The organism is Kineococcus esterisolvens (genome assembly GCF_050871405.1).
In the GTDB taxonomy this organism is placed as follows: Bacteria; Actinomycetota; Actinomycetes; order Actinomycetales; family Kineococcaceae; genus Kineococcus.
Genome location: NZ_JBJLRI010000060.1, coordinates 1 through 19,771, shown reverse-complemented (window position 1 = coordinate 19,771; position 19,771 = coordinate 1). Strand labels below are relative to the sequence as shown.

Annotated in this window: 19 protein-coding genes and 1 pseudogene; 8 read left to right on the top strand and 12 right to left on the bottom strand. The window is 75.3% G+C overall.

The annotated features are described in order from the left end of the window. Position 1: 1 nt before the first annotated feature. A complete protein-coding gene (locus ACRYR8_RS16400; protein WP_432485742.1) occupies positions 2 to 1,816 on the top strand; it encodes an NAD+ synthase in 1,815 nt (604 codons plus the stop codon). Next, positions 1,738 to 2,634, top strand: a complete 897-nt coding sequence (gene panB, locus ACRYR8_RS16395) for a 3-methyl-2-oxobutanoate hydroxymethyltransferase (RefSeq protein WP_432485760.1) — start codon at positions 1,738 to 1,740, stop codon at positions 2,632 to 2,634. Before ACRYR8_RS16400 ends, panB begins: the two co-directional genes overlap by 79 nt. Positions 2,635 to 2,647: 13 nt before the next feature. On the opposite strand, the gene ACRYR8_RS16390 is transcribed toward panB, so the two are convergent. From ACRYR8_RS16390 to ACRYR8_RS16335, 12 genes and pseudogenes are all read right to left on the bottom strand, one after another. Beyond that, positions 2,648 to 3,484 carry an HAD family hydrolase gene (locus ACRYR8_RS16390; protein ID WP_432485740.1) on the bottom strand — a complete coding sequence of 279 codons (837 nt, stop codon included), beginning with the start codon at positions 3,482 to 3,484 and terminating at the stop codon, positions 2,648 to 2,650. Beyond that, positions 3,481 to 6,029 (bottom strand): annotated as a pseudogene (locus ACRYR8_RS16385) (phosphoribosyltransferase domain-containing protein). Before ACRYR8_RS16385 ends, ACRYR8_RS16390 begins: the two are co-directional and overlap by 4 nt. Further along, positions 6,026 to 7,240: an HpcH/HpaI aldolase/citrate lyase family protein gene (locus tag ACRYR8_RS16380; RefSeq protein ID WP_432485738.1), complete on the bottom strand. Its 1,215-nt coding sequence runs from the start codon at positions 7,238 to 7,240 to the stop codon at positions 6,026 to 6,028. The pseudogene ACRYR8_RS16385 and the gene ACRYR8_RS16380 overlap by 4 nt, the downstream one beginning before the upstream one ends. 75 nt (positions 7,241 to 7,315) lie before the next feature. Then, the gene (locus ACRYR8_RS16375; protein ID WP_432485736.1) at positions 7,316 to 7,894 is read right to left on the bottom strand and encodes a TerD family protein; all 579 of its coding nucleotides are present in this window, start codon (positions 7,892 to 7,894) and stop codon (positions 7,316 to 7,318) included. Positions 7,895 to 7,948: 54 nt separating this feature from the next. Then, positions 7,949 to 8,806 (bottom strand): hypothetical protein, encoded by an 858-nt coding sequence (locus tag ACRYR8_RS16370; RefSeq protein WP_432485734.1) that lies wholly within the window; start codon positions 8,804 to 8,806, stop codon positions 7,949 to 7,951. Positions 8,807 to 8,900: 94 nt separating this feature from the next. Beyond that, on the bottom strand, positions 8,901 to 10,070 hold the full coding sequence (locus ACRYR8_RS16365) for a DUF475 domain-containing protein (protein ID WP_432485732.1): 1,170 nt from the start codon (positions 10,068 to 10,070) through the stop codon (positions 8,901 to 8,903). Positions 10,071 to 10,201: 131 nt separating this feature from the next. Further along, the gene (locus ACRYR8_RS16360) at positions 10,202 to 10,777 is read right to left on the bottom strand and encodes a TerD family protein (protein ID WP_432485730.1); all 576 of its coding nucleotides are present in this window, start codon (positions 10,775 to 10,777) and stop codon (positions 10,202 to 10,204) included. 104 nt (positions 10,778 to 10,881) lie between these two features. Next, a complete protein-coding gene (locus tag ACRYR8_RS16355) occupies positions 10,882 to 11,673 on the bottom strand; it encodes an AIM24 family protein (RefSeq protein WP_432485728.1) in 792 nt (263 codons plus the stop codon). Between the two features lie 106 nt (positions 11,674 to 11,779). Next, positions 11,780 to 12,820: a hypothetical protein gene (locus ACRYR8_RS16350; RefSeq protein WP_432485726.1), complete on the bottom strand. Its 1,041-nt coding sequence runs from the start codon at positions 12,818 to 12,820 to the stop codon at positions 11,780 to 11,782. A gap of 9 nt (positions 12,821 to 12,829) precedes the next feature. Then, positions 12,830 to 13,714, bottom strand: a complete 885-nt coding sequence (locus ACRYR8_RS16345; RefSeq protein ID WP_432485724.1) for a hypothetical protein — start codon at positions 13,712 to 13,714, stop codon at positions 12,830 to 12,832. Between the two features lie 5 nt (positions 13,715 to 13,719). Next, the gene (locus ACRYR8_RS16340; RefSeq protein WP_432485758.1) at positions 13,720 to 14,985 is read right to left on the bottom strand and encodes a toxic anion resistance protein; all 1,266 of its coding nucleotides are present in this window, start codon (positions 14,983 to 14,985) and stop codon (positions 13,720 to 13,722) included. A gap of 158 nt (positions 14,986 to 15,143) precedes the next feature. Then, the gene (locus tag ACRYR8_RS16335) at positions 15,144 to 15,332 is read right to left on the bottom strand and encodes a hypothetical protein (protein ID WP_432485722.1); all 189 of its coding nucleotides are present in this window, start codon (positions 15,330 to 15,332) and stop codon (positions 15,144 to 15,146) included. 53 nt (positions 15,333 to 15,385) lie between these two features. On the opposite strand from ACRYR8_RS16335, the gene map reads away from it, so the two are divergent. The 6 genes from map to ACRYR8_RS16305 all read left to right on the top strand — a co-directional run bounded on the left by map (position 15,386) and on the right by ACRYR8_RS16305 (position 19,569). Continuing rightward, positions 15,386 to 16,276 (top strand): type I methionyl aminopeptidase, encoded by an 891-nt coding sequence (gene map, locus ACRYR8_RS16330; RefSeq protein WP_432485720.1) that lies wholly within the window; start codon positions 15,386 to 15,388, stop codon positions 16,274 to 16,276. Between the two features lie 83 nt (positions 16,277 to 16,359). Continuing rightward, entirely contained in the window at positions 16,360 to 16,551 is a 192-nt protein-coding gene (locus tag ACRYR8_RS16325; protein WP_432485756.1) for a PspC domain-containing protein, read from the top strand. An 82-nt stretch (positions 16,552 to 16,633) separates the two neighbouring features. Then, positions 16,634 to 17,413 carry a polyphosphate--glucose phosphotransferase gene (gene ppgK, locus ACRYR8_RS16320; protein WP_432485754.1) on the top strand — a complete coding sequence of 260 codons (780 nt, stop codon included), beginning with the start codon at positions 16,634 to 16,636 and terminating at the stop codon, positions 17,411 to 17,413. 64 nt (positions 17,414 to 17,477) lie between these two features. Further along, positions 17,478 to 18,473, top strand: coding sequence for an LLM class F420-dependent oxidoreductase (locus ACRYR8_RS16315; protein ID WP_432485752.1), 996 nt, complete (start codon positions 17,478 to 17,480; stop codon positions 18,471 to 18,473). A gap of 44 nt (positions 18,474 to 18,517) precedes the next feature. Beyond that, the gene (locus ACRYR8_RS16310; protein ID WP_432485718.1) at positions 18,518 to 19,138 is read left to right on the top strand and encodes a DUF6083 domain-containing protein; all 621 of its coding nucleotides are present in this window, start codon (positions 18,518 to 18,520) and stop codon (positions 19,136 to 19,138) included. 35 nt (positions 19,139 to 19,173) lie between these two features. Beyond that, a complete protein-coding gene (locus ACRYR8_RS16305) occupies positions 19,174 to 19,569 on the top strand; it encodes a GvpU-like protein (protein WP_432485716.1) in 396 nt (131 codons plus the stop codon). Positions 19,570 to 19,771 lie beyond the last annotated feature (202 nt).

Below are 19,771 nucleotides of genomic sequence, written 5' to 3'. Positions count from 1 at the left end.
CATGCCTCAGCTGCGGGTGGCCATGGCGCAGGTCGACACGACGGTCGGCGACGTCGACGGGAACGTGCGCGCGGTGCGGGAGTGGGCGCGGCGCGCCGCGGAGGACGGCGCGCACCTGGCGCTGTTCCCCGAGACCGCCGTGACCGGCTACCCGGTGGAGGACCTGGCGCTGCGCCGGTCCTTCGTCGACGCCTCCAAGCGGGCGCTGGGCCGCCTGGCCGCCGAACTGGCCGACGACGGCAACGGCGAGCTGGTCGTGGTCGTCGGGTACGTCGACCGCACGCCCGAGCCGGACCGGGGCGTGACCCGCCCGGGCGGACCGGACGGCCGGCGCGACCTGCCGCAGAACTGCGCCGCGGTGCTGCACCGCGGTCGCGTGGTGGCCCGCTACGCCAAGCACCACCTGCCCAACTACGGCGTCTTCGACGAGTACCGCATCTTCGTGCCCGGCGACGACCTGCTGGTGGTGCGGGTGCACGGGGTCGACGTGGCCGTGGCGATCTGCGAGGACCTGTGGCAGGACGGCGGGCCGGTGCAGAAGGCCGGTGACGCCGGAGCCGGCCTGCTGGCGGTGCTCAACGCCTCCCCCTACGAGCGCAACAAGGACGACGTGCGCCTGGACCTGGTGGAGCGGCGCGCGGCGGAGGCCGGCTGCCCCATCGCCTACGTCAACGCCGTCGGCGGCCAGGACGAGCTCGTCTTCGACGGCGACTCCCTCGTGGTGGACGCCGGCGGGCGGGTCCTGGCGCGCGGGCCGCAGTTCACCGAGGCGCTCGTGGTGGCGGACCTGGAGCTGCCGGCGGCGGACACCTCCCCGGACTGGGTGGGCGGCGTGGAGCGCGTGACGGTGAGCGAGGAGCCGGTGCCCGCGTACGAGCCGCGCACGGCGCCGCTGCACGAGCCGCTGCCGGACGTCGCCGACGTGCACGCCGCCGTGGTGCTGGGGTTGCGGGACTACGTGCGCAAGAACGGCTTCCGCTCGGTGATCGTCGCCGTGTCCGGCGGGATCGACTCCGCGCTGGTGGCCTCGCTGGCGTGCGACGCCATCGGCGCGGAGAACGTGGTGGGGATCTCGCTGCCCTCGGGGTACTCCTCGCAGCACTCCCGCGACGACGCCGAGGAACTGGCGCGCCGCTGCGGGTTCGAGTACCGGCAGTACCCCGTCGCGCCGATGGTCCAGGCGTTCCTGGAGACCGTGCCGCTGACGGGCGTGGCCGAGGAGAACCTGCAGGCGCGGGTGCGCGGCACCACCCTGATGGGCCTGGCCAACCAGGAGGGCCACCTGGCGCTGGCCACCAGCAACAAGAGCGAGTTGGCCGTGGGCTACTCCACCCTGTACGGCGACTCCGTGGGCGGGTACGCGCCGCTGAAGGACGTGCCCAAGACGCTGGTGTGGGAGCTGTCGCGCTGGCGCAACGCGCAGGCCGCCGAGCGCGGCGAGCAGCCGCCGATCCCGGAGAACACCATCACCAAGCCGCCGTCGGCGGAGCTGCGCCCGGGCCAGACCGACCAGGACTCCCTGCCGCCGTACGAGGTGCTGGACGCCATCCTGGAGGACTACGTCGAGGGCGACCGCGGCCGCGCCGAGATGCTGGCGGAGGGCTTCGACCCCGCGGTCGTCGACGCCGTCGTCACGCTCGTGGACCGCGCGGAGTGGAAGCGCCGCCAGTTCGCCCCGGGCCCGAAGATCTCCTACAAGGCGTTCGGCCGGGACCGACGGCTGCCCATCTCCAGCCGCTGGCGCGAGCCCACCGCCGGCGCGCAGCTCGACCCGCCGGTCGTCAGCGGCGACGCGGCGCGGGAGGCGCTGGCGTGAGCTACGCCACCGAGACCCCTTCCCCGCGCCGTCGCACGCGCGTGCCGCACCTGGTGGAGATGAAGGAGCGCGGCGAGCGGTGGGCGATGCTCACCAGCTACGACGCGCTGACCGCGGCGGTGTTCGACGAGGCGGGCATCCCCGTCCTCCTGGTGGGCGACTCGGCGGCGAACACGGTGCTGGGGCTGCCCAGCACCCTCGGCGTGACGCTGGAGGACCTGCTGCCGATGGTGGGCGCGGTGGTGCGCGGCGCACCGCACGCGCTGGTGGTGGCCGACCTGCCGTTCGGCTCCTACGAGGCCTCGGACGAGCTGGCCGTGGCCTCCGGCGTGCGGCTGCTGAAGGAGGGCGGCGCGCACGCGGTGAAGCTGGAGGGCGGGGTCCGCAGCGCGAGCCGGGTGCGGGCGCTGGTGGACGCCGGGATCCCCGTCATGGCGCACGTGGGGTTCACCCCGCAGGCCGAGCACGCCCTGGGCGGCTACCGGGTGCAGGGCCGCGGCGAGGCCGCCGACGCCGTGGTCGCCGACGCGCGCGCGGTGGCGGAGGCCGGGGCGTTCTCGGTGGTGCTGGAGATGGTGCCGGCGCAGGTGGCCGAGCAGGTGACCCGGACGCTGGCGATCCCCACCGTCGGCATCGGCGCGGGCGCCGGCTGCGACGCGCAGGTGCTGGTGTGGCAGGACTTCGCGGGCCTGTCCGAACGCACGGCGCGGTTCGTCAAGCAGTACGCCGACCTGCGCGGCGTCCTCGGGCAGGCGGCGCGCGCCTACGCCGAGGACGTGCGCTCGGGGGCGTTCCCGGCGGCCGAGCACTCGTTCTGACGCCCGGGCCCGGTCAGACGGGGGCGCCGGGCGGGGCCACGACCCCCAGCAGCCAGCGCGCGATCTCCTCACCGGCGGCCGCACCGGACGCGCCGAGCAGGCGGGCGGCCGGGTGCTCCCAGCCGGTGCGCAGCAGCTCACCGTGGCCCGGGCGCACCGCCTCGCGGGCGGCCACGAGCAGGTCCACGTCCAGCAGCGAGTCGCCGGCCGCCGCGAAACCCGTGAACCCGCCGCGGCGCACCACCTCGGCCACCGCCGCCGACTTCGTCAGCGGCCGCGGCACCGCGTACAGCTTGCGGCCCTGCAGCGAGACCGCGTACCCCCAGCCGTCCAGCAGCGCCGTCAGGTCCCCCAACGCCGGCCCCTCCAGCACGGGCCGCTGACCGTCGCGCAGCACCGCGTAGCAGAAGAGGCCCGGCACGTCACGCACCGCCGGTTCCGCCGATCCCGGCACCGCGGCGTGCGCGCGGCCCACCGCGCGGGCCACCTCGGCGTGCACCCGCTCCAGCGGCGCGCAGTCCCGCAGGCGGGTGCGCACCTCGGCCGTCCACGCCTCGTCCGCCGCGCCGTCCACCAGGACCACGCCGCCGTTCGCGCACACCGCGGTCCGCGGCGGGTGGTGCGGCCAGCGGATGCGCCGGTACTGCTCGGGCGTGCGCGTCGTCACCGGCACGAACGCGCCGGAGGCCACCAGCTCGCCCAGCAGCCCCCACGCGGTGGGCGTCACCCAGGAGATCGTGCGCCCGTCGTACTCCTCCACCGGCACCAGGGTGGACACGTCCGCCCCGGCCGAGCGCTCGGAGAACACCAGCGTCTGGTCCAGGTCGCTGGCCGCCAGCAGGCCGCTCACCTCGCCCCCGACGCCGCGCGCCCGTCCGCTCCCGTGGCCCCGCGCGTGTAGCGGGGGTGGATCAGGCCGACCGCGCTGTACGCCAGGCCCGGCACCTCCTGCACCGGCACGTCCCGCTGGTCGGCCAGCAGCCGCAGGTGCGCCAGGTCCCCGGGGTGCTCCAGCTCCCCCTCGGGGCGTACCAGCACCCGCCACGGCACCCTGCGCAGCAGCACCCGCGTGGTCTCACCCACCCCCGGCTTGACGAGGTTCACGTCGCCGATGCCGAACTCGGCCGAGATCCGCTCCACCTCCGCCCAGCCGGCGAACGTCGGTTCCCGCTCCCCGCGCAGCACCGCCCCCGCGGTGGCGGGGACCTCACCGGCCACCTCGTCGAAGAACCCGGACACCACGTCCAGGAAGCGGCGCGAGACGTCGGCCCCGGCCAGCTCGGCGTAGAACTTCGCGCCGTGGAAGCGGCCCGGCCCGATGAGCCGGTCGTTGAGCACGGTGCGGCTCACCAGACCGGAGACGGTGGAGTTCAGGCACGCCGAGGGCACCAGGTAGTCCTCCCGGCTGCCGAAGGTGCGCACGCACGAGCCCGGGTCGGCAAGCACCGCCAGGTCGTCGCGGAACCCCGCCACGCCCGAGGCGGCCAGCGCCGCCGACAGCTCCCGCGCGATGGCGCCCTTGCCCGTCCACGCGTCCAGGAACACCACGCGCCCCGGGTCGTGGTGCGCCGCCAGCCAGCGCAGCGCCAGCGCGTCGATGCCGCGCCCGCGCACGATCGAGACCGCGTAGTGCGGCCAGTTCAGGCCCGCGCGCGCCGCCCAGCGCCGCAGCAGCACCCCCACCGGCGTGCCGGCGCGCGCCAGGGACGCCACCACCAGGTCCTCGCCGCGCTCGGCGCGCAGCAGCTCGGCCACCACCCCCACGCCCAGGGCCACGCGGCGCGCGGTGCGCTGCAGCGCGGCTTCGAACAGCGCGCCGTACTCGGCGCCGGGCACGTACTCCACCGGCAGCGACTCCGCGTAGTGGGCGCCGCCGGACTGCACGGCCTCCTCGCGCTCCTCGGCGGGCGCCTCCAGCGCCACTCCCGACAGGTCGGTCAGCAGCCAGGCCACCTCGTCGGCGGTGTAGCTGGAGAACGCCGGTCCCGTCAGGGGCTCGGGCAGGTGGGTGCTCACGCGCGGGGGCTCCAGACGTCGGCGGGCAGGGTCACCAGGTGCAGGCGCTCGGCCAGCGGCGCCAGGGCGGCCAGGGCGCCGTCGGGGGCGCGCAGGGCGGCGGCGGTGGAGGCCGAGTCCACCACGAGCACCAGCGCACCCCACGGGCGCTCGCGCGCGGCGTTGTGGGCGTAACGCACCCCGGGGCCGTCCACGGCCGGGTCGTGGCTGCGGAAGGCGACCGAGGAGCGCACCGCGTAGCCCTCGGCGTCGACCGCCAGCACCGGGGAACGGGTGGTGGAGGAGAACCGCACCGCGGTCCCGGGGCGCTGGGCCAGCTGAGCGGCCAGCAGCAGCGGGGCGTGCATGAGCTCCTCGCTGGCCAGCACCAGGACGTCGCCCGTCCCCGTCAGCCGGTCGGCGAGCGGGCCGGCGAGGTCGGCGGCGGCCGCGGCCGCGGCGTGCCGCGGCGCGGTGCCGAAGCGGGCTGTGGTGGGCACCCCGTCCGGCCACGGGACGGGCAGTTCCACGGGCGCGGGCGGCACGGGGCCTTCGCGCGGCAGGACGGGGGCGGCCGCCGCCACGAGCCGTGAGCCGCGCTCCAGCACGTCGCCCGGCAGGCGCACGGAACCGGCGGCCAGGGCGACCACGTCCACCCCGGCCCCCAGCTCGGCGGCGAGGTCCTGCAGGCGCTCCCGGTCGGCCGGCGAGCGCACGTCCACCAGCCCGGCCACGACGTACCGCTCGCGCGGGGTGCGCGCGTGCAGCGCGCGCAGCGTGTTCGCGACGGTCCGGCCGGTGGACAGCTCGTCGTCGACGAGGACCAGCGGGGCGGCCGGGTCCGCCAGCCGCTCGCGCACGGCGGCCTCGGCCGGCAGCAGCTGGTGACCGGTGGCGTGGGAGTGCTCCTCCTCGAACCCGGCGTACCCGCGCGCGCCGGGCACGGCGCGGCGGGTGGAGTGCAGGCAGGCGCAGCCCAGCGCCTCGGCCACGGCCTGTCCCAGGCCGGTGGCGGTCTCGGCGTACCCGACGACCAGGGCCGCCGGCACGGCCGCGGTGGCGGCGAGGGCGGCGTCCAGCACCTCCGCGGCCGCGGCGCCGTCCCCGGCCAGCGCCGCCCGCCACGTCGCGGCCCGCGGTCCGGGCCCCGTGGGCGCGCCGAGCGCCGCGGCGGCCAGCGCTCCCAGGCGCAACCCCGCGGCCCGCACCACGCGCGGGTCGGTGGGCACGTGCTTGCCCAGCACCGTGGAGACCAGCAGGTGCGCGCGCCGGGGGTTGCGCCGCAGCGCCAGGCCCAGCAGGTCGTGCACGTCCAGGCCGTCGGTGCCCGGCGGGCCCTCCAGGCCGGCGCCCAGCCGCTCGCGCACCCACGAGCCCGCCCAGGTGCCCGCGGTCCTCACGAGCGCGCTCCGGCGGGCCGCGCGAACGCCTGCCAGGCGTCGTCCTGCGCCTGGAGAAGGTGCGCGTAGGTGACGTCCTCGCGGGCCACGCCGAACGCTCGGGCGCGCGCCAGGACCCGCTCGGCCCACGGCCGGTGCGGGCCCGCCTCGTTCATCTTGTTGCGGTAGCTGGAGGCCATCACCCCGCCGGCCGCCTGGGCGAGCACGTCGCAGGCGTCGCAGAAGTCCTCGTGGGTCACCACCGACACGGCGTGCACCACGGCCACGTGCGAGGGGTGGATGACCGTCTTGCCCTGCAGGCCGTTGACGCGGTCCAGCTCCAGCTCGCGCACCAGTCCGTCGAGGTCCTCGGCGATGAGCTGCTCACGCAGCTCCTCCGCGCCGGAGCCCGTGAACGGCCCCGCGGACAGGGTGGTGCGGAAGACGCGCTCGCCGGAGGTGAAGTGCTCCCACACCGGGGCGGTGATGGGGTACCCGCTGCCGTCGGCGCGCCCCAGGACGTTGATGACGTCGCCCAGGACGCCGGCGACGACCCGAACGTCCCACACGGTGGCGCCGCGCGGGCGGCGCAGGCCGTAGGCGGCGGACAGGTCCGTGGCGCCGGTGCGCACGGCCAGCACGAGGTCGCGGTGCTGGTCGAGGACGTCGCGGATGCCGAACAGCGCCTCGTGGCGGGTGTCGAGGTGGGCGACGTCGCGGCTCTCCAGCACGGGCATCGCCCACAGCCGCCGTCCGGCCAGCTCGGAGGCGCGCCGCACCGCCTCCATCCACCGCTGCGGCGGCGGCTGGTCCGCGCCGCCGAACTTGGGCAGCACGAACCCCAGGAGGCAGTCCAGTCCGACGCCGCTGCGCTCGACCACGCTGAGCAGCTGCTCGGGGGTGCGGGCGCGCACGAACAGCATGAGCGGGGGGTCGCCGGCCCACTCGGGGTGACGGGCCAGGTCGGCCAGCTCGCGCACCAGCGTCTCCTCGGCCTGCCCGACGAGGTCGTCGGGCACGGAGTCCTCCAGGCACGCGACCGCGCTGAGCACCCCGCGCCGGGCCAGACGCAGCAGGTCGGCGGCCAGGCGCTGACGGGTGGCGGGGCAGTACAGCGTGGCGCCGAGCGCGACGGCGAGCTCGTCGCGCCCGGCGGTCAGGTCGACCGGCTGCGGCGGGTGGAGGAACAGCGCGTCGGTGCGCCCGGGGTCGAGCTCGGCGAAGTGGCGCACGGCGGCGCTCCTCCTCCCGTCTGGTTGGAGAGGTGGGCGGGTGGGCGGGTGGGCGGGTGGGTGGGCGCGGAGGGCTCAGAGGTGCGGGGTGATGGCCGGCAGGAGGTCGCGGAAGGTGCGCCCGGAGGCGGCCTGGCCGATGGCGGTCATGGACCAGCCGGAACCCTCGCGGCTGAGCGAGGCCATCACCTGGGCCGTGTGGCTGCCGGACCCGGTGAGCCGGTAGCGGGCCAGCTCGACCGCCTGCGGCTGCGCGGTGTCCAGCAACCGGCAGTAGGCGTTCTCGATGGAGGAGAAGTCCTGCCCGGTGAAGCTGTTGACGGTGAACACGAGCGTGGTGACCCGCGCGGGGACCGCGGGCAGGTCCACGACGATCACCTCGTCGTCGCCCTCGCCCTCACCGGTGAGGTTGTCCCCGGTGTGGGTCACCGAACCGTCCTTGCTGCGCAGCTGCTGGAACCAGACCGTGTCCACCAGCTGCCCGGCGGCGTCGAACAGCAGGCAGGACGCGTCCAGGTCCACGTCGATGGACTTGCGGCGGCCCAGGAACCCCTTGGCGACGGCGTCCCAGCCCAGGCCCATCGAGACGCGGGTGAGCGACCCGCCGCCGGACTTGCTCAGCGACAGCTTCTGGCCCTTGGTGAGGTCGACCACGTGTCTGCTCCTGTCGATCGGTCTTCTCGGGTCTTCTCGGTCTTCCGGGGGCCTTCAGGCGTGCCGGGGCACGTCGCCCCCGGGGCCCCAGACGAGGTCGTCGAAGCCGTAGGCCTCGGCGACCTCCTGCTGCGGGCCGGGGAAGAACTCGTTCTCCCGGCGGACCACCAGCTCCCCGGCCACGTCGTGGACGGAGACGAGGGCGCAGGTTCGTGCACCGGCGGGGGCGCCGCCGGCCCACGCCTGCAGCCGGGCCCCGTCGCGGCGGCGCAGCGTGATGCGCGGCGCCAGGGCCGCGTAGTCGGGCGCCTGCTGCCGGACGGTGTAGACGTACAGCACGAGGCGGCGCAGCAGCTCCAGGTGCCGGGTGTCCACCAGGAGCTCCTCGCCCTCCTCGCTGCGGGCCCCCAGCCGCAGCACCTGGCGGGCACCGTACCCGGGGGCCGCGAGCAGTTCACCGAGGGACTGCACGGCGCCGCTGCGGCGGTCGCGCGTCTCCCACAGGCAGCCCAGGTGGAGGTCCGTGGACCGCTGCAGCCCCGAGGGGGTCACCTGCGGCTCCCACTCCAGCTCCACGCGCAGGGTGCCGGTGCCGCGCTCGCCGGCCGGCACGCGCACGGCGGGCCGCTCGTCGTCGAGCACCGTGAGGGCCTCGGACCGGCGGGCGGTCCCCACCGGGACGGGAGCGGCGGTGGGGACCGGAGGGGGCGCCGCGGGCGGTCGGGCGGTCACGCGGGGGGACGGCGGGGGGACGGCGGCGGGCCGCGGTGCGGGCGAGGGCGCGGGGCCCGGCGCCTGCCGGGAGGCGCGCGCGGGCGCCAGGTGGTCGCCCAGCGTGCGGTCGCTGCGCCGCGGCCCGGGCCTGCCCAGGAAGTTGTGCACCTCCTCGGCCGGCCGATTCACGCCCGCCACCCGATGTCCTCCTCCGTGCTCACCACCCCTGCCGTGCTCACCACCCCTGCCGGGCTCACGGCCCCGCGCCGTGCCACCGGTGCGTCGGCCGCCCTCAGTGCGCCGGGGCGTGCGCCTCCACGTGCGCCTCCTCGGGGTGGCGGCGGTTGCGCACGATGGAGCTGATGAGGGCCGCCACGATGAAGGCCAGGCCGATGAGGCCGGTGATGACCTCGGGGATGTGCACCTCGATGCTGATGATGAGGATGACGGCGAGGGCGCCGATGGCCCACAGCGCGCCGTTCTCCAGGTACGGGTACTGCGCGAGCGTCCCCTCCTTGACCAGGTGCACCGTCATGGAGCGGATGTACATGGCGCCCACGCCCAGCCCGATCGCGATGATGATCGGGTCGGAGGTGATGGCGAACGCGCCGATGACGCCGTCGAAGGAGAACGAGGCGTCCAGGACCTCCAGGTACAGGAAGAGGAAGAACGCCGCCTTGCCGGTCGCCTTCGCCACCGGGGTCGGGCCGCCGGTGCCGCGCTGACCGGGGACGGCCGCGCCGCCGCCCTCGACGGGCGTGCCCTCCGCCGCCTGCCCGTGCCCCTCGGAGTGCTCCAGGTGGTCCTCGACGTTGAACAGCTCACCGAGACCGTTGACCAGCAGGTAGGTCAGGATGCCCGCGAGGCCGGAGGCCAGGACGGTGCGGCCGTGGTCGGTCGCGAACGTCTCCGCCGCCACCAGCAGTACCGCGCCGGCGACGACGACCTGCACGGCCTCCAGCTTGCCCAGCCGCTCCCCCAGGTGCTCCAGCGGCTTGAGCCAGTGGTGCTCCTTCTCGCCGAAGAAGAAGTTGAGGAAGAGCATCAGCAGGAACATGCCGCCGAAGGCCGCGATGGTCGGGTGCGCCTGGTTCAGCTCGTAGCCGTACGTGCCCGGCTCCTCGGGGTCGCCCCCGCGCAGGGCGAGCTCGACCGTCTCGACCGGTCCGAGGCCGGCGGTGACGCTGACCAGCAGGATCGGGAAGACCAGCCGCATGCCGAAGACGGCGATGATGATGCCGATGCTGAGGAAGATCTTCTGCCAGAAGTCGCTCATCCTCTCCAGCACCGTCGCGTTCACGACGGCGTTGTCGAAGGACAGGCTGATCTCCAGGACGCAGAGGATGCTCACCAGGAGCAGGGCCTGGAAGATGCCGAGGTGGGCCGTGAGGCCGTACCAGGCGGCCAGCACCAGCCCGGCGATCGTCACGGCGAACGACCAGCCGTAGGTCTTGAGGATCACGCGTCTGCTTCCTGTTCGTGAGGGCCCCTCGCGCGGGCCGGACACCGCACCTTCTCAGGAGCGGCGGTGCACGGCGAACCGCCGCGCGGCCCGGGGCCGCGCGGCGGTCTCCCGCACCGCTGTGGGGGGTGTCAGACGCTGACGCCGAAGTCCGTCGCGATGCCGCGCAGGCCGTCGGCGTACCCCTGCCCGACGGCGCGGAACTTCCAGTCGCTGCCGTTGCGGTACAGCTCGCCGAAGACCATGGCGGTCTCGGTGGAGGCGTCCTCGGACAGGTCGTAGCGGGCGACCTCGGTCCCGCCGTCGGCGTTCACCACGCGGATGAAGGCGTTGCGGACCTGACCGAAGGACTGCTTGCGGGTGTCGGCGTCGTAGATGGCCACGGTGAAGACGACCTTCTCGATCTCCGCGGGGATCCCGGAGAGGTCGACGTTGATCTTCTCGTCGTCGCCGTCGCCCTCACCGGTGCGGTTGTCACCGGTGTGCTCCACGGAGCCCTCGGGGGACTTCAGCTGGTTGAAGAAGACGAAGTAGCCGTCGTTGGGGACCTTGCCGTTGGCCCCGACCATGATCGCCTGCGCGTCGAGGTCGAACTCCGAGCCGGTGAAGCTGTTCGCGTCCCAGCCGAGCCCGACGACGGCCCGGGTCATGCCCGGCGCCTCCTTGGAGAGGGAGACGTTGCCGCCCTTGCTGAGGCTGACGCCCATGGTGTGCGCTCCGTTTCGTTGGTCGGTCGTTCGTCGGTCGTGCGGGCGGTGCCCGCCCCCGCTGAACGTGCGCGGGGGCCGGGGTGGTTCCGCCGGTGCGTCGCTCAGCCCCGCGAGCCGGAGAACAGGCCGCCGATGGCGCCCAGCCCCTGCTGGTCGGGCTTGACGGCGTTCTTGGCCAGCGCCTTGGCGAAGCCCTCGATGGTGACGGACTGCAGGATGACGCGGCCGTTGCCCCGCAACGTGGCCAGGGTCAGGCCCTCGCCGCCGAAGACGGCGCTCATGATGCCCTGCCGGTTCAGCCGCCCGACCGTCTCCACGCTGTACTGGACCCCGTCGTCCCAGGCCACGATGCAGCCGGTGTCCACGCGCACCGTGCCGCCGTAGTCCGCGGGGTTGAGGTCGATGAAGTCCCCGGCGCCGGCGATGAGCAGCGACCCGCGGCCGGTGAAGCGCTCCAGGATGAAGCCCTCCCCGCCCATCAGGCCCTGGCCCAGGCCGGAGAAGGCGATGTCGAAGTGGACCCCGGCCTCGGCGGCCACGAAGGCGTCCTTCTCGGCGAACCAGGTGGTGGAGCCGTCCAGCTCCAGGTGGCGCATCTCGCCGGGCAGCACACCGGCCAGTCCCAGCAGCCCGTCACCGCCGGGGGTCGAGAAGTGCTGGAAGGCGAAGGACTCCCCCGCCAGCACCCGCTTGCCGGCGCCGACGGCGCCGCGCAGCAGCCCGCCGAGGCCGCCCTCGGACTTCTCGCCGGGGGCGGACAGCTTGGTCTCCACCGCCACGTCGCCGGAGGAGAACAGGAACTTGCCCGCCTCGGCGTACACGACCTGGCCCGGCCGCAGGGTGACCACGGCCATCTGCGTGGTGGTGCCGACCAGCTGGACGTCGAGGGTCACGATCGGCTCCTGCCGGGGGTCGGGGGGACGGGGCCGCGCGCGGTCGTCGCGGTCGTCGCGGTCGTCGCGGTCGTCGCGGTCGTCGGGATCGTCGGGGTCGTCGGGGTCACAGGTCCAGCTCGCTGCGGCGGAACTTCGCCTCCAGGAACCGGCTCTGCTGCTGCTGGCGGTCCACGTCGGCGTCGTGCACGGCGTCGCGCAGCCGACGGCACCCCTCCAGCAGCAGGTGCAGCTGGTTGCGCAGCTCCTCCGCCGGGGTGGTGCCCGCGGCCGTGCGGTGCTCGCGCGCGTAGTCCGGGGGCAGGGCGAGGTAGTCCTCGACGGTGCGCGGCAGGTGCTCGGTGGCCAGGGTCTCCAGGTCGTGGCGCACCCGGGGGTCGGCGCCGCGCTCGGCGACGCGCAGCAGCAGCGGGCCCAGCAGCTCGGCGACCTCGTGCACGAGGACGACGTCTGCGCGCTCGAACCGGCCGCTGGAGTCGGCGCGGTGCACGGTGGCGATGAGCGCGCGCTCCGCCTCGCTGATCGGGGGCACCGCCTCGGGGACCTGCCGCCCGGGGAAGGGCCGCGGCGGGGCGGCCGGCGGGCGGGTCAGCGCACGGGCGCCCCCGGTGGGGCCGGTGAGCGCGGGCGGACCACCGGCGGCCTCGGCGCGCAGGGCACGCATCTCCCGCTTGCGCTTGCGCCGCAGCTCCTTCTTGTGCGTCTCGTAGGCGGCGTTCGCGCCGATCCAGGTGAACATCACCACGAGCGCCACGGCGGTCCAGCTGACGGCGAACAGGGTGATCCACAGGCCCATCCAGCCGAAGCGGACCGCCTGCAGAACGGGGTCGGGCACGAAGCCCACCTTGGGCAGGGTGGCCCCCAGGGGCGTCAGCCGGGACTCGTCGATGCCGAGCTCCTCCAGCTCGCGCGCCTCGGCCTCGTCGGCGCTGCACGCCGCGTGCGACCCGTTCGCCCCCTTCGCCCGGCGCGCCTTCTTCTGCAGCGGCGGCAGGGACGGCGGCCTGGGCTGGAACGGCGGCGGCGGCGGCGTCGAGCGCACCGGGAGGGGCGCGCCCGTCGCCGGCGGCTGCCCGCCGGCCGCGCCCGACCCCTCGCGCGGCGGCTCCGGCGGCTGCGCGCCGCCCCTGCCCAGGTCGACCCCCACGACGTCCTCCTACAGGTCCAGGTCGGAACGGCGGAACTTCGCGTCCAGGAAGCGGCCCTGCTCGCTGAGCAGGCGCGCGTCGTGGTCGTACACGGCGTGCTGCAGCTCGCGCGCACCCTCCAGCAGGAGGCCGAGCTGGCTGAGCAGCTCCTGCGCGGGCGTGCTGCCGGTGGGACCGCGGTGGTGCAGCGCGTAGTCCTCGGGCAGGTCCAGGTAGCGCTCCAGCGCACCCGGCAGGTACTCGGTCACGATCGCCTCGAGGTTGTGCATCTCCTCGGCCTGGGCCCCGCGCCGGGCCACGTGCGCCAGCACGGGGCGCAGCACGTCCTCCACGTCGCGCACGGCGGGCACGGCGCCGTCCGGCAGGCGCCCGCCGGCTCGGTTGGCGCGCTGGACCGTCTCGCGCAGCCGGGCCTGCAGCGCCTGCACCGGGTCGGCCGGCTCTGCCGGCTCGACGGGAGCGGGCGGAGCCTGCTCCAGCGCCTCCTGCGCTCCGGCCAGGGCCGCCTTGATCCGAAGCCAGCGGGAGTTCGCCATGATCGAGTGCACCAGTCCCGTCCCCCACGTGCCGGCCGCCACCAGGGCCGCCAGCAGGACCCACCAGGAACCCTGCGCGAACAGCGCCAACGCTCCGGTGGAGGCCACCAGGTACGCCGCCGCGGCCGCCACCCACCCCGGGCGCCGTCCGCGCAGCCCCATGTACAGGAACGCCAGCCACGGGAGCCCCACCGCGGGGATCGCCAGCCACCAGGAGTTGGCCGCGCGCCAGGTGCGGCTGCGCAGCCGCCGCGAGACGACCTCCGGCGGCGCCTGGGCCGGGCCGGAGCGCCGGCGCACGACGGCGTCGCCGCTGCCGGCCCGCGCCCGCAGCGACCGCGGCGCCCGCTCGGCCACCGCGCTCACCGCCCCGGCCCCGGCAGCGCCGGGCCGGAACCGTCGCCCTCGCCGTTGCGCGCCCGCTCCAGGTAGGAGCGCGAGCGGTGCACCTGCCCCTCCAGCGCGTCGACGGTGGAGGCCATGCTGACGACGGCCTGCTGCTTGAAGGTGTCGATGGCGTCCATGGTGGCGAAGACGTTGTCGAAGGCCTTCTGCAACGTGGCCACGTCCACCGTGGCGCTGGCGGCCTGCTGGTGGATCTGCCCGGTCTGCTGCTTCAGCATCTCCGAGGTCGACAGGATCATCTGGTTCGTCGTGGTGTTCAGGGCGTTGACCTGGTCCAGCACGAGCTTCTGGTTGGCCAGCGCCTGCGCGACGACCACTGCGGTGCGCAGCGCGGCGACCGTGGTGGTCTGCGCGCGGTCCACGCCCTTGATGAGCTCGATGTTGTTCTTGCGCACCAGGTCCAGCGCCAGGTAGCCCTGCACGCTGACGGCCAGCTGGGTCAGCAGGTCCTGGTGGCGCTGGCGGATGGGGAACAGCGCGTCCGCCGTGAGCGCCTCGGCGGCCTGCGGGTTCGTCACCCGCAGCTCCTCGATCTTGACGACCGTCGCCTCGTCCAGGGCCTTGGCGAGCGTGGCGTACTCGGTGAGCTTGCCCATGGTGGCCCACAGGTGCTGCTTCTCCGACTCGATGGAGGCGTTGTCCTTGCGCAGCTCGTCCTGCCCGCTGGCCAGGGCCTTGATGATGGCGTCGAGTTGGGACTGCGCGTCCTGGTAGCGCTCGAAGTAGCGCTGGATCTTGTTGCCCATCGGGATGATCCCGAGAATCCTCTTCGCGCCCTTGAGGTCGGCGCGGCCCGGGTCCAGCTCGGTGACCGTGCGGCGCAGGTCCAGCAGCGTGTTGGCGACCTTCACCTGCGCGTCGGCGCCGGGGCCGGAGGCCTTCTGCCCCTTCGCGCCGGCCAGCGAGGACGCCGGGCGCTCGAGCATCCGGTTGGACACCTGCGCCGAGGCGCGCACCTCCTGCTCACCCATGCGCGTGATGTCGTCGACGCGCTTGGTGAAGGCGGGGCTGCGCGGGTCCTGAGCCGCCAGGTCCGCCACGAAGGCCTGCGCCTTGCGGGCCAGTTCCGCGCGGGTCGCCTCGTCGAGGGGGATCATGCTCTCGGCCTGCTCGTCGGCCACGACGGGCACCGGGGCCGGGGGCGTCAGGCTCAGGTCGCTCGCGGCCGGCGCCGGCGCCGCGGGCGGCGTCAGCGGCTTGCTCAGGTCCAGCGACTCCGACATCCGGCGGTTCCCCTCGTCATCGACTGCTGCCACGCCCGGCTCATCCTAGGAGCCGCACCGGCCCAACGATCCTGGCGCGGGAAGGGTGCCCGCAGCATCCGTCCCACGGTGGACCCCCGGGTGGGCCCGCGGGAGGGTGCGCACCGGCACGCCGTGCGTCACCAGTCGTCCTCCTCCTCCTCGTCCCGGCGGTCCTCCGCCTCCGTGCGGGCCCGGGCCAGCTCCGGGGCCCGGGCGGCCTCCTCGCGGGTGGCGTACGGGCCGAGCAGGTACCTGGCGGGCGCGCGGTGCTCGTCGTCCTGCACCTCACCGGTGCGCGTGTCGTAGAAGTACGGTCCTGCGCTCACACCGACATCCTCGCCCCTGCGGCCCGCGCGCGCACGCGACCTAGACTCCCCGCATGAGCTCCGGCACCACCACCCCCGGCACCACCGCCCCCCCGGGCGACCTCGTCCCCGGGACGGTGGGCCCCCGGCGGCCGGTGCCGGCGTCGATCCCGCGGCCGGAGTACGTGGACAAGCCGGCCCCCACCCCCTACACCGGCCCGCACGTGCTGGACCCCGAGACCGTCGAGCGCGTGCGGCGCGCCGGGCGACTGGCGGCGAGGGCCATGGAGGAGGCGGCGAAGCGCATCGCGCCGGGCGTGACCACCGACGAGCTGGACCGGGTCTGCCACGAGTACCTCTGCGACCACGGCGCCTACCCCTCGACGCTGGGGTACCGGAACTTCCCCAAGTCGCTGTGCTCCAGCGTCAACGAGGTCATCTGCCACGGCATCCCCGACTCCACGGTGCTGCGCGACGGCGACATCGTGAACCTCGACGTCACCGCCTACCTGGACGGCGTGCACGGCGACAACAACGCGACCTACCTGTGCGGCGAGGTCGACGAGGAGTCCCGCCTCCTGGTCGAGCGCACCCGCGAGGCCACCCGCCGCGGCATCGGGGCGGTCGCACCCGGCCGGGCGATCAACGTCATCGGCCGCGTCATCGAGGCCTACGCCAAGCGCTTCGGCTACGGCGTCGTGCGCGACTTCACCGGCCACGGCGTCGGCCCGGCGTTCCACTCCGGCCTCGTCGTGCCGCACTACGACACCGCGCCCGAGCACGGCACCGTCATGGAACCGGGCATGGTCTTCACCGTCGAGCCGATGCTCACCCTGGGCACCCACGAGTGGGACATGTGGGAGGACGGCTGGACGGTCGTGACGAAGGACCGCCGGCGCACGGCCCAGTTCGAGCACACGATCGTGGTCACCGACACCGGCGCGGAGGTCCTGACGCTCCCCTGACGCCCCGCCAGGGGCGGGCACCGGCGCGCGGGCCCACCCGTTGCACGGGTGAGACCCCTCGAGAGGAGATCCCCGTGAACGGTCTGGTCCGCCCCGTCCGAGGCAAGGTGATCGCCGGCGTGTGCGCCGGCCTGGGACACCGCTTCGGGCTGTCCGCGAACGTCGTGCGACTGCTGTTCGTGCTGTCCTGCGTCCTGCCCGGCACGCAGGTCCTCGTGTACCTCGTCCTCTGGGTGGTCATGCCCAAGGAGGGCACGGCGCGCGCCGCGCGCTGAGGTCCGGCGCGCCGGGCGGCGCCGTGGCGCGGGTGTCCCTAGGCTCGGCGGGGTGAGCACTCCCACGGCGTCCAGCAGCGGCCTGCCCGGCACCTCCTCCCCCGCGCGCCCGGCGCGGGCCCTGGGGGTGGACATCGGCGGTTCCGGCATCAAGGCGGCGCCGGTGGACCTGGCCGCCGGGGAGTTCACCGCCGAGCGCGTGCGCCTGGCCACCCCGCAGCCGGCCACCCCGGCGGCCGTGGCGCCCGTCGTCGCCGAGGTCCTGGCCGGGTTCGACGTGGCACCGGACGTGCCGGTCGGCATCACCTTCCCCGCGGTCGTCCAGCACGGCATCACGCGCACCGCCGCGAACGTGGACCCCTCCTGGATCGGCGCCGACGCCGAGGCGCTGTTCTCCGACGCCCTGGGTCGGCCGGTGCTGGTGGTCAACGACGCCGACGCCGCCGGCTACGCCGAGGCCGCCTTCGGCGCCGCCAAGGGCGTCAAGGGCGTGGTGGTCGTCACCACCCTCGGCACCGGCATCGGCAGCGCGCTCGTCGTCGACGGCACGCTCGTGCCGAACACCGAGCTGGGCCACCTGGAGATCGGCGGGCACGACGCCGAGAAGAAGGCCGCCGACTCCGCCCGCGAGCGCCAGGACCTGTCGTGGGCGCAGTGGGCCAAGCGCTTGCAGCGGTACTACTCGCACCTGGAGAACCTGCTGTGGCCGGACCTGATCGTCGTGGGCGGCGGCGTCAGCAAGAAGCACGAGAAGTTCCTGCCCCTGCTGGACCTGCGCACGCCGATCGTGCCGGCGGCGCTGCGCAACGACGCGGGCATCATCGGGGCCGCCTCGCTGGCGGCGTCCCGCACGGGCCGCTGACACCGCTCGCCCTGCCGGGCGCACCGGGGCGCGGGCTAGGGTCCTGGCCATGAGCGACGCGACGCTGCGGTTCGGACTCTTCGTGCCCCAGGGCTGGAAGCACGACCTGACGGGGGTGCCCCCCGCCGAGCACTGGCGCAGGATGCGCTCGCTGGCGCAGCGCGCGGACGCGGGGGACGTGTGGGAGTCGATCTGGGTCTTCGACCACTTCCACACCGTCCCCGAGCCCACCGACGAGGCCACGCACGAGGCGTGGACGCTGGTGGCGGCCTTCGCCGCGGTCACGGACCGCGTCCGGCTGGGGCAGATGTGCACGTGCATGAGCTACCGCAACCCGGCGTACCTGGCGAAGGTCGCCGCGACGGTGGACGTCGTCTCCGGCGGGCGCGTGGAGATGGGCATCGGGGCCGGCTGGTACGAGCACGAGTGGCTCGCCTACGGCTACGGCTTCCCCTCCGCCGGCGAGCGCCTGGCGCGCCTGGACGAGGGCGTGCAGATCATGTCCCAGCTGTGGCGCGACGGCACCAGCACCTTCTCGGGCAGGCACTACAGCACCGACGGGGCGATCTGCCGGCCGCTGCCCCTGCAGGACGGCGGCATCCCGCTGTGGATCGCCGGCGGCGGTGAGCGCAAGACGCTGCGCATCGCCGCCCAGCACGCGCGGTACACGAACTTCGACGGCACGCTGGAGGGCTTCACGCACAAGTCGCGGGTGCTGGCGGAGCACTGCCGCGAGGTGGGCACCGACTTCGGCGCCATCGTGCGCAGCGCGAACTACAACGTGGCGATCGGCCGGGACGAGGCGGAGGTCGCCGAGCGCATCGCCGCGCGCCGGGCCGTGCTGGAGCGGCACGTCGGCGCCGCGGCCGTGGAGCGCGAACTCGGCTCGATCGCGCCGCACCTGCCGTGCGTGGGCACCCCGGAGCAGATCGTGGAGAAGCTGCGGCCGGTCGTCGAGGCGGGCATGAGCTACCCGGTCCTGTACTTCCCCGAGGCGGCCACCGACACCAGCGGCATCGAGCTGTTCGAGCGCGAGGTCGTGCCGGCCCTGCGCGGCTGAGGGCCGGTGCCTGGGCTGTCGGTGCGCCGGGGCATGCTGGCCGCGTGAGCGAGGACCCCGGCGGTGCGGCCCCCCGGAGCGAGGAGCCGGACGAGGAGCCCGCGGGCGCCGTGTGCGCGTTCTGCGGCAGCTCGGAGGACGTCGGCGAGCAGGAGCGGCTGGGCGTGCGCGTGCGCGTGTGCGCCGGCTGCACCGCGCGGTTCGGCCGGGAGCGGCGCGCGCAGCGCGCCGCCGGGCCGCCGGAGCGTCCCGTGGGCCTGCCGCCGACGCTGGGGCAGCAGTCCTCCGAGGTGCTGCGGCACGTGGCCCGCATGGCCGAGCGCGCAGCCGCCCGGCCGTACGCGGAGGAGGAGTGCCCGCGCTGCCGGGCGCCCGTGCACGTCTACCGCGCCGTGGACGGGGAGGGTCGGGTGGTGCTCGCGAAGGACGCGGTGCTGGCCGAGTCGGTGCCCGCCGCGACGCGCTGGCGGGTGCGTGACGGGCGCGCCGAGCCCTCCCCCGGTGAGCCGGAGCAGGTGGGGGCGCGGGTGCTGCACGAGGTGGTGTGCGGCGCCGCCCCCGAGCCGGGCAACCCGCGGCTGCAGCGGGCGTGGCGGGCGAACCGGGACGCGGCGGGCGCCGCGGCGCCGGGCCCGGGCGACCCCGGCGCCGGGGTGCACCCCTGAGCGGGCACCGGGGCGGGGGTCCTACGCTGAGGGACGTGCCCGACGATCACGACGTGCAGGAGATCCTCGACATCGGCGGAGACGCCGTCCTGGAGCGGCTGGCCGCGATGGCGGACCTCGGGATGGTGCTCGACATCACCCTGTTCGCCGGGGGGCAGGTCGTCTCCGGGACCCTCATCGGCCGCGACCGCTGGCTGGAGCAGTTCCTGGAACGGGCGGCCCGCGGCGGGGCGGGGGGCCGCCGGGTCGGGGAGGACGTGCAGCGCCTGTTCCGCGCCGTGGACCGCCAGCGGCCCGCGGGCGAGCCCCGGCACCACGACTTCCTGCACCTGGCCGGCGCGCAGATCGACGGCACGCAGCGCATCGCGGAGGGCCTGCTGTGGCGGGGCCGCATCAGCGAGGTCGCGGGCTGGTCGCTGGGCTCGCTGTGAGCGCGCCGGGGCCCCGCGCGCCGGTGGCGACGCGGGGCCCCGGCGGTGCGGGGCGGACGAGCCGGCCTGTAAGCCGGATCCTGTGCCCGGGGGGGGGGGGGGGGGGGCCGGCCCCCCCGGCCCCCCGCCCCCCCCGCCCCGCCCCGCCCCCCACCCCCCCCCCCCCCCCCCACCCCGTCCACTCCGCCCCGCTCCTCGCGAC

Coding starts and splice junctions, on each gene's coding strand:
- ACRYR8_RS16340 (WP_432485758.1), bottom strand. CDS start 14,985: ATGTCGGAGTCGCTGGACCTGAGCAAGCCGCTGACGCCGCCCGCGGCG.
- ACRYR8_RS16400 (WP_432485742.1), top strand. CDS start 2: ATGCCTCAGCTGCGGGTGGCCATGGCGCAGGTCGACACGACGGTCGGC.
- ACRYR8_RS16360 (WP_432485730.1), bottom strand. CDS start 10,777: ATGGGCGTCAGCCTCAGCAAGGGCGGCAACGTCTCCCTCTCCAAGGAG.
- map (WP_432485720.1), top strand. CDS start 15,386: ATGAGCTCCGGCACCACCACCCCCGGCACCACCGCCCCCCCGGGCGAC.